The organism is Oceanobacillus sp. FSL K6-0118, assembly GCF_038006665.1.
Lineage (GTDB): Bacteria > Bacillota > Bacilli > Bacillales > Amphibacillaceae > Oceanobacillus > Oceanobacillus caeni.
This window is the reverse complement of the sequence record NZ_JBBOVR010000001.1, coordinates 2527698-2540204: the sequence shown is the minus strand read 5'-3', so window position 1 is coordinate 2540204 and position 12507 is coordinate 2527698. Positions and strand designations below refer to the sequence as shown.

At 34.2% G+C, this 12507-nt stretch carries 15 protein-coding genes and 2 other annotated features; of the genes, 14 read left to right on the top strand and 1 reads right to left on the bottom strand.

Annotated features, from left to right (window positions below; all coding sequences use genetic code 11):
- Nucleotides 1-70 precede the first annotated feature (70 nt).
- From speD to MHI02_RS13000, 12 genes are all read left to right on the top strand, one after another.
- Nucleotides 71-451 carry an adenosylmethionine decarboxylase gene (speD, locus tag MHI02_RS13055; protein WP_047185374.1) on the top strand — a complete coding sequence of 127 codons (381 nt, stop codon included), beginning with the start codon at nt 71-73 and terminating at the stop codon, nt 449-451.
- Nucleotides 452-612: 161 nt separating this feature from the next.
- Entirely contained in the window at nt 613-990 is a 378-nt protein-coding gene (locus tag MHI02_RS13050; protein ID WP_047185373.1) for a hypothetical protein, read from the top strand.
- A gap of 38 nt (nt 991-1028) precedes the next feature.
- Nucleotides 1029-1496 (top strand): transcriptional regulator NrdR, encoded by a 468-nt coding sequence (gene nrdR, locus MHI02_RS13045; RefSeq protein ID WP_047185372.1) that lies wholly within the window; start codon nt 1029-1031, stop codon nt 1494-1496.
- 30 nt (nt 1497-1526) lie between these two features.
- Nucleotides 1527-2882: a replication initiation and membrane attachment family protein gene (locus tag MHI02_RS13040; protein WP_047185371.1), complete on the top strand. Its 1356-nt coding sequence runs from the start codon at nt 1527-1529 to the stop codon at nt 2880-2882.
- A 17-nt stretch (nt 2883-2899) separates the two neighbouring features.
- Nucleotides 2900-3826 (top strand): primosomal protein DnaI, encoded by a 927-nt coding sequence (gene dnaI, locus MHI02_RS13035; RefSeq protein WP_047185370.1) that lies wholly within the window; start codon nt 2900-2902, stop codon nt 3824-3826.
- Between the two features lie 135 nt (nt 3827-3961).
- Entirely contained in the window at nt 3962-4819 is an 858-nt protein-coding gene (gene ytxC / locus MHI02_RS13030) for a sporulation protein YtxC (RefSeq protein WP_341165961.1), read from the top strand.
- Between the two features lie 55 nt (nt 4820-4874).
- Nucleotides 4875-5101: a binding site (T-box leader), on the top strand.
- A 68-nt stretch (nt 5102-5169) separates the two neighbouring features.
- Nucleotides 5170-7119, top strand: a complete 1950-nt coding sequence (gene thrS, locus MHI02_RS13025) for a threonine--tRNA ligase (protein WP_341165960.1) — start codon at nt 5170-5172, stop codon at nt 7117-7119.
- A 247-nt stretch (nt 7120-7366) separates the two neighbouring features.
- Nucleotides 7367-7488 (top strand) — a sequence feature (ribosomal protein L20 leader region).
- Nucleotides 7489-7552: 64 nt separating this feature from the next.
- A complete protein-coding gene (infC, locus tag MHI02_RS13020) occupies nt 7553-8059 on the top strand; it encodes a translation initiation factor IF-3 (RefSeq protein WP_047185366.1) in 507 nt (168 codons plus the stop codon).
- A 31-nt stretch (nt 8060-8090) separates the two neighbouring features.
- Nucleotides 8091-8285 (top strand): 50S ribosomal protein L35, encoded by a 195-nt coding sequence (rpmI, locus tag MHI02_RS13015; protein WP_047185365.1) that lies wholly within the window; start codon nt 8091-8093, stop codon nt 8283-8285.
- 53 nt (nt 8286-8338) lie between these two features.
- Nucleotides 8339-8695 (top strand): 50S ribosomal protein L20, encoded by a 357-nt coding sequence (rplT, locus tag MHI02_RS13010; protein ID WP_047185364.1) that lies wholly within the window; start codon nt 8339-8341, stop codon nt 8693-8695.
- Between the two features lie 64 nt (nt 8696-8759).
- Complete coding sequence (locus MHI02_RS13005) at nt 8760-9029, top strand: DUF1294 domain-containing protein (RefSeq protein ID WP_225344043.1); 270 nt, start codon at nt 8760-8762, stop codon at nt 9027-9029.
- A 113-nt stretch (nt 9030-9142) separates the two neighbouring features.
- On the top strand, nt 9143-9715 hold the full coding sequence (locus MHI02_RS13000) for a TVP38/TMEM64 family protein (protein ID WP_047185362.1): 573 nt from the start codon (nt 9143-9145) through the stop codon (nt 9713-9715).
- A gap of 70 nt (nt 9716-9785) precedes the next feature.
- Here the strand turns inward: MHI02_RS13000 and MHI02_RS12995 are convergent, their stop codons facing one another.
- Nucleotides 9786-10178, bottom strand: coding sequence for a hypothetical protein (locus MHI02_RS12995; RefSeq protein ID WP_060668699.1), 393 nt, complete (start codon nt 10176-10178; stop codon nt 9786-9788).
- A 327-nt stretch (nt 10179-10505) separates the two neighbouring features.
- Between MHI02_RS12995 and MHI02_RS12990 the strand changes: the two genes are divergently transcribed.
- Together MHI02_RS12990 and MHI02_RS12985 are read left to right on the top strand one after the other, a co-directional pair.
- Entirely contained in the window at nt 10506-10994 is a 489-nt protein-coding gene (locus tag MHI02_RS12990) for a dUTP diphosphatase (RefSeq protein ID WP_047185360.1), read from the top strand.
- Nucleotides 10995-11186: 192 nt separating this feature from the next.
- Nucleotides 11187-12272 (top strand): M42 family metallopeptidase, encoded by a 1086-nt coding sequence (locus MHI02_RS12985; protein ID WP_204797697.1) that lies wholly within the window; start codon nt 11187-11189, stop codon nt 12270-12272.
- The last annotated feature ends 235 nt before the right edge of the window (nt 12273-12507 follow it).

Below are 12507 nucleotides of genomic sequence, written 5' to 3'. Positions count from 1 at the left end.
GTACTAACTTTCCCCCGTGGCAGAAAATAAAATAAAAGAAGTTTCTAATGTCTTAAGGGGGAATGTAGTAATGGATACAATGGGAAGACACGTAATAGCTGAACTATGGGGATGCAATATAGACAAATTAAATGATATGGGGTTAATCGAACGTATTTTTGTAGATGCTGCTTTAAAAGCAGGGGCAGAGATTCGTGAAGTTGCCTTTCATAAATTTGCGCCACAAGGTGTTAGTGGTGTCGTGATTATTTCGGAATCCCATTTAACGATTCATAGCTTTCCAGAACATGGATATGCAAGTATTGATGTATTTACTTGTGGAGATATTATTGATCCGAATGTTGCAGCAGATTTTATTGCTGAAGCGTTGGAATGTAAGTCTTATGATCGTGTGGAGATACCGCGGGGAATGGGCCCAATAAAAGAAAAAGACTTTGAAAAAGTATATTAATCATAATAAGTTAATCGAAAATCCGATTTTAAATAAGAATAAAAGGGCTGACTCTTCACGTCAGCCCTTTAATCATGTGATTCACTATTACTTTTTTTGTTAGAGGAAATTGTTAAAACGTGTTACAATATAGGGTAAACAATAGGTCGGGGAGAATGGATATGTCGATTAATAGCAAATTTCGTACTTTTTTTGGTAACCATTTAGAAACGGGTGAGGATCGCTTAGATAAGTCATTGAAAACACGTTATTATAAAGCAATGAAAGATAAGGTTTTTCAAACGCTTGAAAACTTCTTTCAAGCTAGTTCTGAATTCGAAATAAATTCTTTATCAAAAGAACGTGGGGAAATGAGTGTTATTACAAAAAAAGGAAAAAGAGCTTTTATTGTAGTAACAGTCATTATGGTAAGCCCTAATAAAACTGCTGTTGATTTTTCGGTATCTTTAGATTCCGCGATTCCATTGAATTTTGGATATATTACTAAATTAATTAATCGACTATATGATAATTTAAATAAAGAGTTACCGCAACTTTAAATACACCAAGTTTGATAACGATGAATGGGGTTGTAAGGATGAAGTGTCCCAACTGTCAATATAAAAACACAAAAGTTTTTGATTCGCGTCCCACTGATGAAGGAAGATCCATACGTAGACGCCGAGAATGTGAAAACTGTAATTATCGTTTCACTACTTTTGAAAGAATGGAAGAGCCACCTTTAATTGTTGTGAAAAAAGATGGAGTAAGACAAGAATTTTCAAGAGATAAATTAATAAGGGGATTAATAAGGGCTTGCGAAAAAAGACCTGTTCCGTTAGAAAAAATTGAATCAATTGCTTTAGATGTTGAAAAAGAATTGAGAAATGCAGGTTATTCTGAAGTAGATAGTAAGGATGTTGGCGAGAAAGTGATGGATCGCTTGGCGGAAATAGATGAAGTTGCTTATGTAAGGTTTGCTTCTGTTTATCGTCAATTTAAAGATATCACTGTATTTTTAGAGGAATTAAAAGACCTTATTAACGTTGACAGGAAAAATGAATAAAGAGTACTACATAGATAAGGGTGAGAAGATTTGAACTTTATTGGACAAATATTACCGGTTGATGGGTACTATGTATTATTAAAGGATCAATTAACCGCTGATTATACAACATCATTAACTCATCTGTATCAACCGTTAATAGGGATGCAAGCAGTTATGCTGTATCAAACTCTTTTACATGAATTAGAATTCCAGAAAGATTCTCCACAAACACATCATACGTTAATGAATTATTTAAACATTCCTTTGGATGAACTATATAAAGCAAGATTAAATTTAGAAGGAATTGGTTTATTAAAGACCTATAAAAAACAATTAGAGCAGTCAACTATGTTTACTTATGAAATACAATGTCCTTTTTCACCTAATGATTTCTTTCATGATGCAATGCTATCTCAATTACTATATCATCAGTTAGGGCATGAGAAGTTTTCTATGCTTAAAAATAGATATAAAGTGACTACTCATGGGGATTTAGGAGAAAATATTACGGCATCCTTTAACGATGTATTTCAAACTTTTACTCCAACGCTAGAAGTTGTAAAACCTATATCTAGTAATGATTTAAATAATGATACAACCAATTCTGTTGATTTGCATTGGATGGAACAAATGTTAAAGCAAAGAATGATCCCAGTTGGACAAGTTTTAACACCTGATAATCGGAAATTAATTTCACAAATGATGGAATTATATGATTTGGATAACTATGAAATAGAAAAATCTATTTTATGGGCATTAAACGAGGAAAACCTCTTAGATTGTGATGAATTCAAAAATGCCTGTCATGATTTATTTAAATCTAAGCATAACAATGCTACTATAAAATTAACGGAAAGAATTACTTTTCCTAAGCAGAAGGAACAAACGGAACCGAAAACCAAAGAGGAAATGTTAATTCAAAAATTAGAAACTATTTCGCCTAAACAGTTGTTAGAAGATTTGTCTGGTGGCCATCAAGCTTCCGAACAGGATATGAAGATTATACGCGATGTCATGACTTCTCAAGGATTACCTTCACCAGTAATGAATGTTCTTATACATTATGTTTTATTACAATCAGATATGAAATTATCCAAAGCCTATTTAGAAAAAATTGCTAGTCACTGGTCACGAGCGAAAATTAAGACTGCAAAAGAGGCAATGGAATTCGCTAAAAAAGAAAGAGATAAATTTCAAAAAACGAATAATAAAAAACAAAATTACAATTATACCAAAAGAAATACAAAGGAAATTATTCCGGATTGGTTTAAAGAAAGAAAGGGTAATCGTAAGGAAAGTCAAACAGAAAATCCACCAATAAATTCCAAACAACCAATAGTAAACTTAGAAGAAGAAAAGGCAAAATTACATGCTTTGTTAAATCAAAAGCAGAAAAATAATTGATCTCAAGGATGGTTTATATGGAACCTATTCAAAGCTCTTTATCAAAGTGGATGAAAGAGAATAAAAATTTTCAGGAAAATTACACTAAAATAAGGAGTGAAGTTTTAAACGACCCTGAAATTAAGGAGTTTTTATCTTTACATCCAGAAATATCAAATAGTGAACTAAATAAAAGTTTAGTAAAGCTGTATGAATATAAGACCCAATCTAAGCAATGTGATCAATGCAGCTCTTTTAATGAATGTCAAAACATGTTGCAAGGGTACTCGCCTATTCTGCAAGTGGAAAATGGCGAAATTCATCTTGCTTATGAAAAATGTCATAGCCGTATTATGATAGAAAAAGAACAATCTCAACAACAACTTGTTCAAAGTGTCCATGTGCCCAAAGAGATATTACAAGCATCGATAAATAACATTGATGATGATAAAAATCGAAATAACGGGGTTATGGAAATGTTTAATTTTTTACGTGAAGCAAGTAATAAGTTGCCACGTAAGGGTATTTACTTTTATGGACCTTTTGGGGTTGGTAAAACATATTTCCTCGGTGCATTAGCGAATGAGTTAAAGAAAATGAACATCTCATCTATGATTATTTATATGCCAGAGTTTGTCCGCGAAATTAAGTCATCTTTTAAAAATGATACAACAAATGAAAAGATAGAATACTTTAAAAAAGCAGATGTACTTATGTTGGATGATATTGGTGCAGAAATGCAGTCATCTTGGTTTCGGGATGAGATTTTAGGTTCTGTATTACAATACCGAATGATGGAACAGTTACCTGTTTGTTTTACAAGTAATTATAGTTTAGAACAGTTGGAAGGAGTTTTGGCTTCTACTAGGGATGGTGTAGAGAAAGTCAAAGCCGGAAGAATTATCGAACGAATAAGACAAGTAAGTAAAGAAGTGCCAATATATGGAGAAAATAGAAGAAACTAACGTAAACTAGTATGTAAAAGTACTAGTTTTTCCTTTTTGGCAGTAAGAAAAATACTAGTTTCTGTGGTTTAATCATTTTTTTACACCTTTGTCCATATAATGTAACAGTTTGATTGTGGATGAGGGTGATGGTATTTGCTTGGGGTATATTTTGAATCAGAAAAAGAAGTACTAATATTTTGTGAAAAATTATTCCAACGTGATAAAAATATTGAATTGCATTGGAAACATCAAGAAGAATGGGGGATTCTTCTCCAAATTGAATCAGAAATACATGATTGCAAATTCGTAAATGTAATGGCGAAATTGATGGCTGAAGTATTCATTGGACATCGATTAGGAAACATGATTAAAGACATTATTAAGAAAAAATATTATTTTTCAGATTATGAAGAGATAAAAAGGATTCATGAAATAACAAATTGGATATTGTCAGGGAATAATGCTGAAAGTTTTCTGCACCTAGAAAGAACTGAAAGGGATCACCCGAAGGATTTATTGGAAGGATTATTTTTAAATCATATAAAAGATACAGATACTATACATTATGATTCCATCGTAAAGTTTGGGCTAAAAGAATTCAGGAATGAAATGATTGATTATGTAGGACTAGCGATAGACGAATATAAGAGAGAAGAAGAACATCAAGCGTTTATCAACTCTTTACGCACTTATATTAGCAAAAAAGATCCAGGAATTCCAGTCATTCATATTTTGCAAGGAAGTTCGTTTTCTTTTTATTCAGCAGATGGAGAAGTCCTTTCAAAAATGGATTTACAAACTTTAATGCAGAAAGAACCCTTATACCTATTTGGATTAGATGAAACTGAAATGAATTTATCGCCACTAATTGCGATGGCGCCAGAGAAAGTAAAAATCTACGGTGATGATCCCGCCGAACCAAAAACATTAACCGTCATTAATGTTTTCCAAGAAAAAGCGGAATTCCAACCTACTCGAGAATTTCCTTTTTATAATATGAAAAACCAATAGCACTTGCAATTATAATTTTATAGAGCTATAATACACTTTAGATTCATTATTGAAGTTAAAAGTTACGATAAGGACATGATTATTTTGGATACATATAGATTAGAGAGGGAAGTCGTTTGGCTGAAAGCTTCCTCTATAGGCCTGAATAATTACCACCTTTGAACTCTTTTCCAGAAGTTATAGTAAGGAATAGCGTATCATCTGCGTTAAAGATGTAGAGCCGCTAATTTTAGCGGGAACTAGGGTGGAACCACGAACTATTATACTACGCTCGTCCCTTTTGCGTTATGCAATTGGGATGGGCGTTTTTTAATTTAATATATGTTTACAGATAGAAAGGAGCAAGCAACATGGCAGAAGAAATTAAAATAATATTTCCAGATGGTAATGAAAAAGGATTTCCAATTGGAACAACTGGTGAGGAGATTGCAGCATCCATTTCTCCAGGATTAAAGAAACAAGCTATAGCTATTAAATTAGATGGTGAACAAGTAGATTTAAGACGCGAACTTGATCATGGTGGGAAAATAGAAATCTTAACTTATAAAAATAATGAATCTATAGATATCATGCGCCATTCCACAGCACATTTAATGGCTCAAGCGATTAAACGATTATATAAAGACGTTCAATTTGGTGTTGGACCTGTAATTGATGAAGGATTTTATTATGATTTAGACATGGAATATAAAATCACTCCAGAGGATCTTCCTAAGATTGAAAAAGAAATGAAACGTATTGTCGATGAGAATCTTGAAATTAAGCGAGTAGAAGTTTCACGTGAAGAAGCGAAAGAACGTTTTCGCGAAATTAATGATGAACTGAAACTTGAATTAATTGATGATATTCCAGAAGGGGAACAAGTGACTATTTATGAGCAAGGTGAATACTTTGATCTATGTCGAGGAATTCACGTCCCTTCTACAAGTAAAATTAAAGCATTTAAACTTTTAAGTATTTCAGGAGCTTACTGGCGTGGGGATAGCAATAATAAGCAGCTTCAACGTATTTATGGAACTGCATTTGAAAAACAAAGTCAATTGGACGAGTATCTTCATATTTTAGAAGAACGTAAGGAACGTGATCATCGTAAGCTAGGTAAAGAATTAGGGATTTTTACCGTCTCTCAAAAAGTTGGACAAGGTCTACCGTTATGGCTTCCTAAAGGGGCAACTATTCGTCGTACAATCGAACGTTATATTGTGGATTTGGAAGAACGTTTAGGATATGATCACGTTTATACACCTGTACTGGGGAGTAAGGAGCTATATGAGACAAGTGGACATTGGGATCATTATGATGATGATATGTTCCCACCGATGGAAATGGATAATGAAACATTAGTATTGCGTCCAATGAATTGTCCACATCATATGATGGTATTTAAAAATCAACTATGGAGCTACCGTCAATTACCAGTAAGAATTGCAGAACTTGGAACGATGCATCGTTATGAAATGAGTGGTGCGTTAGCGGGACTTCAACGTGTTCGTGCAATGACTTTAAATGACGCTCATATCTTCGCTAGACCAGATCAATTAAAAGAAGAATTTACTCGTGTTGTAGAATTAATTCAACATGTATATAAAGACTTTGGAATTGAAGATTACTATTTCCGTCTTTCTTATCGTGATCCAGAGGATAAGGAAAAATATATTGACGACGATGAAATGTGGGAAAAAACACAATCCACTTTAAAACAAACAATGGACGACTTGAATTTGGATTATGTGGAAGCAGAGGGAGAAGCAGCATTCTATGGTCCAAAATTAGATGTACAAGTTAAAACTGCTTTAGGTAAGGATGAAACATTATCTACTGTTCAATTAGATGTTTTATTACCTGAGCGATTTGATTTATCTTATATTGGTGAAGACGGGAAAGAACATCGTCCTGTTGTTATTCACCGCGGTGTCGTTTCTACTATGGAACGTTTTGTTGCATTCTTAATTGAAGAATATAAGGGTGCTTTCCCAACTTGGCTTGCCCCAGTACAAGTGAAAGTAATCCCTGTTTCTCCGCAGATTCATTTAGATTATGCGAAGGAAGTTGCGGATAAATTAAGAAGACAAGGTGTTCGTATTGAAGTGGATGAAAGAGATGAGAAAATCGGCTATAAGATTCGTGAAGCACAAACTCAAAAAACACCTTTCATGCTCGTTTTAGGTGACAAAGAAATTGAAAACAACGCCGTAAATGTTCGTCGTTATGGAGAACAAAAATCAGAAACAATTTCCTATGAAGATTTTGAAAATCTTATTCAAAAGGAAATTACAGAACGCAAATTACGTAATAAATAAAGAAGACTTCCATCAAGTGTGGGCTTTTCTTTCATCCCCACTGGTGGCTAGTGGTACTTATCGGACCTTTACGGGCTGCTCGTCTAGGTGCGATAAATGCAATGGTAGGCCAAGTATGTATTTACACATACTTGGCCTTTGTCGTGAAATATGGTAAAATATAATTAATATCATTCGACTGAGAAAAATATTTGACTAGGTTTCTTAAGTGTGATATACTTTAAAAGTTGAAAAATTAAATGATCTCAAAGACAAGTAGAAGCACCCGCTTCTCACCTGTTCGACGCACGTTTCGTGTAGTTGACTGGTTCCAAATTTATTATGTGTAATTGGAATGTGTGGGTGTATTACCGACACTTTTTTCATGTATGAAGACTTGTCAAATAGATCAGTATCGAAAAAACTTTGGAGGTGTCTGACTATTAGCAAAGATATGAACGTCAATGAAAAGATTCGTGCAAGAGAAGTACGACTTATCGATTCAAATGGGGATCAACTTGGTGTGAAAACACGTCAAGAAGCGTTGGAGATTGCGCAAACTAGAAACTTGGATTTGGTTTTAGTTGCTCCAAATGCAAAACCGCCTGTATGTCGAATTATGGACTATGGGAAATATCGTTATGAGCAACAGAAAAAGGAAAAAGAAGCTCGTAAAAAACAAAAGATTATTAATATAAAAGAAGTACGGTTTACACCAGGTATTGGCGATCATGACTTCGAAACGAAGGTTAAGAACGCGAAAAAATTCCTTGAAAAGGGAGATAAATTAAAAGCATCCGTTCGTTTCCGAGGACGTGCAATCACACACAAAGAGCTAGGACAAGAGGTTTTAACTCGTCTAGCTGAAGAACTTAAAGATGTTGCGACAATTGAATCCAAACCGAAAATGGAAGGTCGTAATATGTTTATGATGCTCGCTCCGATTAGTGAAAAGAAGTAATAGATGCAACATTACGAGGAGGAAATAAATTATGCCTAAAATGAAAACTCATAAAGGGACTCAAAAACGTTTTACAAGAACTGGTTCTGGAAAATTAAAAAGATCTCATGCATACACTAGTCACTTATTTGCTAACAAATCTCAAAAGCAAAAACGTAAACTACGTAAAAGTGCTGTTGTATCTACTGGGGACTACAAACGTATCAAAACAATGTTACCTAAATAATTAGACTATTAATGATAAATATAGATTCGGAAATGTATTAGGAGGGAATTAATATGCCACGTGTAAAAGGTGGAACAGTAACGCGCCAACGTCGTAAACGCGTATTAAAATTAGCTAAAGGTTATTATGGTTCAAAGAGAACTCTATTTAAAACTGCAAAACAACAAGTAATTAAATCTGGTCAATATGCTTATCGTGACCGTAGACAAAGAAAACGTGACTTCCGTAAATTATGGATTGCACGTATTAATGCAGCTGCTCGTCTAAACGGTATCTCTTACAGCAAATTAATGCACGGACTTAAAGTAGCTGGAATTGACATTAACCGTAAAATGTTATCCGATTTAGCAGTTAACGATGAAAAAGCATTTGCTCAGTTAGTAGAACAAGCAAAAGGTGCTTTAAAATAATTTGAAATAAGCCGAATCCATTTAGACATGGGTTCGGTTTTTTATTGCAAACTAGGAGGAAAAAGTGAATTCCATCATCTATTATATTTTAGGGGTAAACATTGTTGGGTTTATTTTAATGGGAGTAGATAAACAAAAAGCAGTGAAACAAAAATACCGAATACCAGAAAGAACTTTTTGGATCATCGCTTTGTTAGGTGGAGCACCAGGAACCTATATTGGGATGCAACGATACCGTCATAAAACGAAACATAAATCTTTTACAATTGGAATGCCAATCTTCATCATTTTAAACTTCTTTTTGTTTTTCTATTTGTCAGGTCTTGCTAGTTGAACCTTATCATAAATAGCATTTAAGGTCATATAAATGAATAGAAGGTAGAAATCTGAAGTGCAGGGTACTTTTCTCAGGGAGAACAGCTAGAAACTGGCAAAAGGAGGAAAGTTATGGAGTACATTGGGAACTATGTAATGGCGTTTATCGAAATGGGAGGATTACTTTCACCGTTATTATTTATTTGTTTTCATTTAATAAGGCCATTATTCTTTCTCCCGGTAGTATTTGTATGTGTCACAGGAGGAATTTTATACGGGCCGATAGCAGGCACTATTTATTCGGTTGTAGGAATAACCTTATCTAGCGTTATATTTTATGGATTAGTTAATCGGATGCCCAAAAAATTAGATAAACTAATCCGATTGAAACAAAAACTACTAGGGAGTAGCACTACATTAAATACATCCCAAATCGCCATACTTAGACTTGTCCCTTTTATTCATTTTCATCTATTGTCTTTATGCATTATGGAAATATCTTCTGGGATGAAGCAGTACACGAAATCATCTTTATTATCTAACATTCCGTTAGCCATCGTTTATACATGTTTAGGCGGATGGATTGCGAATTTATCCCCATTTCATATTTTCATATTTTTAATTGGTTTACTACCTTTCATTTATTTGGTTAGAAGTAAAGAAATTATTATAAAGTGGCGAGACTTTTTCCAGATGAGTACTTAACAAATAAAAGCCGAAAAATCCAAGTTAATTGGTTTTTTCGGCTTAAAATGTTTTTGTGGAAGGTCTAATACTACTCCATTTTCGTAATAAGTATTTCATTTATAGGATGTTTCCATTTGATTTTTGCATGTGGGTATCTAATAAGTATTTCATTTTCTAAGAAATATAAATCCTCGCGAGTAAACCCTTTCAAATCAAATGGGTCACGAATACTAATATCAATATCCACCACTTCAAATGAATCATCCACCACGCCTATATATTTTTCGCCTTCAAAGACACATCCTTTATACACAAGCTTCAAGTTTTTCTTGCTATTATTCGCTTCATCTACCATATAAAAATGGTTAGATTGTTTTGCAATTTTTAATTGTCTTTCTGGGTTTCTAGTGTACTCGATCCATGTATAAATAAGAAAAGCTATCGCGATAAGGATAAGTATACGAAATAAAATAACTATCATTATGATCGACTCCCTATTTAATTCGTTAATCTCCATACGTATTACTTGATACAATAGTTTCACGAATACTAAAAAATCATGGTACAATCAGAACAAAGGCGCAAGCGCCCGTTTATTGACGTATAGACTGGACTGAGCCGTAGGAGATAAAGGAAACACGGTGAGCGTGAGCGAGCCGATGTTGACTTATCGAACGGAGGTGAAGGAAGTCTACTAGTCACTGGGCGCTGGAGCCGGACGTGGCTATTTCTGTATCTAAGTTATACATAGCCATACAAATTTTATAATTTCCCGACAATAAAAAAGAGAGAGTGAGGATATACATTTATGAATTGGGAAGAATTATATTCCATGCAACAAAGTTTAGACAACCATATTGAATCAAATCACCAATTAAAAAATCAAGATTTATTCCAAGAAAAATACTTAGCTTTACTAGTTGAACTTGGTGAGCTTGCTAATGAAACGAGATGTTTTAAGTTTTGGAGCAACAAATCACGAAATAATAATGATATTATTTTGGAAGAATACGTAGATGGTCTTCATTTTATTTTATCACTTGGATTAGAAAAAGGATATCGATACACTAGTAGAAACCTCAGTGAATTAACACGAGCTGCTGAAACGGAACAATTTAATATAGTATTTGAATCTTGTATAAATTTTTATAAAAATGTATCAAAGGAAACTTATGAACAGCTATTTATGAATTTCTTACTACTAGGAGAAGTATTAGGGTTCAGTGAATCTGACATACAAGTTGCTTATTATAAGAAGAATGAAATAAATTTTGAAAGACAAAATAAAGGATATTAATGTTTGCCCCGCCTAAAAGGGCAGTAAGACTCCCATCTCAAGCTTCTGGGGAAATAAAGAAGGCAGGTGGGAGATCAACTGCCCATAATGGTCCGATAAGTGCGACTAACCATCAGTGGAGGATGAAGGAACGCCCCACTGATGGGAGTCTTCTTTATACAAGGCTCACAATAATAGAAGGAGGTTATATATATGACACAATTAGATGAAACGTTAATCATGCTTAAGGATTTAACCGATGCAAGAGGAATTCCGGGGAATGAGAAAGAAGTTCGTGAAGTTTTTGAAAAATACATTTCACCATACGCGGATGAAATCGAATATGATAATTTAGGTAGTACCATTGCCAAAAAAGTAGGAGATTCCAACGGCCCCAAAATTATGATTGCTGGGCATTTAGATGAAGTTGGTTTTATGGTTACACGAATTGATGAGAAGGGTTATGTATATTTCCAAACAGTTGGTGGCTGGTGGAGTCAAGTGATGTTGGCGCAACGAGTAACCATTCTAGGAGCAAAAGGAGATATAACAGGGGTGATTGGCTCAAAACCACCTCATATTCTTCCGCCAGAAGTACGGAAAAAACCTTATGAAATTAAGGATATGTTTATTGATATTGGTGCTTCTAGTAAGAAAGAAGCAGAAGAATTTGGTGTAAAACCTGGACAATCTATCGTACCTTACTTTGAATTTACACCGTTGAAAAATGAAAAAATGCTATTAGCAAAGGCTTGGGATAATCGCATTGGATTGGCAATCGCAATTGAAGTTTTAAAACAACTGAAAGATGTAAACCATCCAAATGTTGTCTATGGTGTTGGCGATGTGCAAGAAGAGGTTGGTCTTAGAGGTGCGAAAACGGCAGCTAATAAAATACAGCCTGACATTGGCTTTGGCGTAGATGTAGGGATTGCTGGAGATACTCCAGGGATAAAACCATCTGAAGCCGACAGCAAGCTAGGTGAAGGACCTCAAATCATGTTATACGATGGTTCCATGGTTTCCCATAAAGGTCTACGTGACTTATTTATTGAAACTGCAGAAGAAAAAAATATTCCATTCCAATATGCAGCTCTATCAGGTGGTGGGACGGATTCGGGCTCAATCCATCTAACCGCAAATGGTGTTCCGTCACTTTCCATCACCATTGCAACACGTTATATTCATTCTCATGCCGGTATTCTACATCGAGATGATTTTGAGAATGCAGTAAAGCTAATTGTGGAGGTAATCAAGAAATTAGATGCTGAAACGCTTAAAAAATTAATATTTGCATAAGTATGAAACAAGGCTTAGAGAATTTTTACTCAAAGCCTTGTTTTTTGAAAAGCAGTCAAAGAGATTTGCTATATATTTAAGTGCAGTGAAGTAATCTACATAAAAAAATCAACTTTTAACCCCGTCTTAAAATCAGTACGGGGTTATGCTGTTTGAGGTTTTAAAATTAAATAATTCGATTGTCACTTTACAATTGAATATATAAGGATAAAAAATCTATAAACTCTTACCGAGT

Excerpts from the sequence above, each read along its gene's own strand:
- dnaI (WP_047185370.1), top strand. The coding sequence starts at position 2,900 with ATGGAACCTATTCAAAGCTCTTTATCAAAGTGGATGAAAGAGAATAAA.
- rpmI (WP_047185365.1), top strand. The coding sequence starts at position 8,091 with ATGCCTAAAATGAAAACTCATAAAGGGACTCAAAAACGTTTTACAAGA.
- speD (WP_047185374.1), top strand. The coding sequence starts at position 71 with ATGGATACAATGGGAAGACACGTAATAGCTGAACTATGGGGATGCAAT.
- infC (WP_047185366.1), top strand. The coding sequence starts at position 7,553 with ATGAACGTCAATGAAAAGATTCGTGCAAGAGAAGTACGACTTATCGAT.
- rplT (WP_047185364.1), top strand. The coding sequence starts at position 8,339 with ATGCCACGTGTAAAAGGTGGAACAGTAACGCGCCAACGTCGTAAACGC.
- MHI02_RS12995 (WP_060668699.1), bottom strand. The coding sequence starts at position 10,178 with ATGATAGTTATTTTATTTCGTATACTTATCCTTATCGCGATAGCTTTT.
- MHI02_RS12990 (WP_047185360.1), top strand. The coding sequence starts at position 10,506 with ATGAATTGGGAAGAATTATATTCCATGCAACAAAGTTTAGACAACCAT.
- MHI02_RS13050 (WP_047185373.1), top strand. The coding sequence starts at position 613 with ATGTCGATTAATAGCAAATTTCGTACTTTTTTTGGTAACCATTTAGAA.
- MHI02_RS12985 (WP_204797697.1), top strand. The coding sequence starts at position 11,187 with ATGACACAATTAGATGAAACGTTAATCATGCTTAAGGATTTAACCGAT.
- thrS (WP_341165960.1), top strand. The coding sequence starts at position 5,170 with ATGGCAGAAGAAATTAAAATAATATTTCCAGATGGTAATGAAAAAGGA.
- nrdR (WP_047185372.1), top strand. The coding sequence starts at position 1,029 with ATGAAGTGTCCCAACTGTCAATATAAAAACACAAAAGTTTTTGATTCG.
- MHI02_RS13000 (WP_047185362.1), top strand. The coding sequence starts at position 9,143 with ATGGAGTACATTGGGAACTATGTAATGGCGTTTATCGAAATGGGAGGA.